The 1,012-nt window shown below is 62.5% G+C and carries 2 protein-coding genes and 1 pseudogene; all 3 read right to left on the reverse strand.

The genetic code is table 11. The features are described 5' to 3' along the window. Window positions 1-182, reverse strand: a pseudogene (locus tag ABT116_RS50490) (hypothetical protein); the annotation flags it as partial. A 4-nt stretch (window positions 183-186) separates the two neighbouring features. Beyond that, entirely contained in the window at window positions 187-693 is a 507-nt protein-coding gene (gene paaD / locus ABT116_RS50495; protein ID WP_020909475.1) for a 1,2-phenylacetyl-CoA epoxidase subunit PaaD, read from the reverse strand. A 2-nt stretch (window positions 694-695) separates the two neighbouring features. Continuing rightward, on the reverse strand, window positions 696-1,012 hold a 317-nt coding region (locus tag ABT116_RS50500), incomplete at its 5' end, for a Phenylacetic acid catabolic protein (RefSeq protein WP_351648619.1).

Raw genomic sequence — 1,012 nt, forward strand, 5'->3', positions numbered from 1 at the left:
GTCTTGGTGATGGCGCCGCCGGTGAGGGTGTAGGCGGTGGACCCGGCGCCGAAGTCGAATTGATCGGCGATATCGGCAGGCACGTCGAAGGTGACGGCAACTGCGTCGTCGCACAGTGATTCGACACCGGCGACCGTCAACGGGTGAAAGGGTTTGTTCCGGTTCGTCGTTGCGGTACTCATCTGTTCAGATCTCCTTCACGTGATCGAACGGCTCGAGGCAGTCGAGGCAGCGATACAGCGCTTTGCACAGGGTCGCACCGAATTCCGAACTCAGTCTGGTGTTTGCCGAACCGCACTGGGGGCAGAGGATGTCGCGGGGCTTGGCCGTCAAGGTCAATGCGATCGGCCCCGAGGTGCGGCGCGGCGCTGCCCCCGGCACCGAGTACCCAGCCGTCCGAAGTTTCGCGAGCCCTTCTTCGCTGATCCAATCCGAACTCCAAGGCGGCGACAGTTGAGTCTTGATCTGGACGCTGCCGTACCCCGCATCGTTCAGCTTGTGCTCGATGTCGTCTCGCATCGTCGCCATCGCTGGACACCCGGAATAGGTGGGAGTGATTGTCACACAGACGAAGTTCGCTTCGACGTCGACCGATCGGATGACCCCGAGATCGGCCAGAGTAAGCAGTGGCATCTCCGGATCCATCACCGAGGCGACGATCTCCTGCGCGGACGAGACGGTGGTGGCAGCCACGGTCACCACACCCCTTCAGGGTGCTCCCGAGCGACGCTCTGCATTTCGGCGAGAAGCAGTCCCAGTGCCCCGGTATGCAATCCGGCGCGTCCACCGCGGCCGCCGACGAAACCGGAGAAACGTGCAGGGGGCTCTTCCATTTCGGCCGCATGGAGCACCTGGGCAAGAACAGCGTCGAACTCCGGCCGAACAGTACGCGGATCCACTCCGACGCCAACTTCTGCCAAAACGAGTTCGTCTTGAGTGGGAACAAAGAGTTCGTCCACGAACGGGAAGATCTCGAGCAGGGCGTCGGCCGTCCGGCGCTTTGATTCTGCCG

The organism is Streptomyces sp. NPDC002130, from assembly GCF_040296465.1.
In the GTDB taxonomy this organism is placed as follows: Bacteria; Actinomycetota; Actinomycetes; order Streptomycetales; family Streptomycetaceae; genus Streptomyces.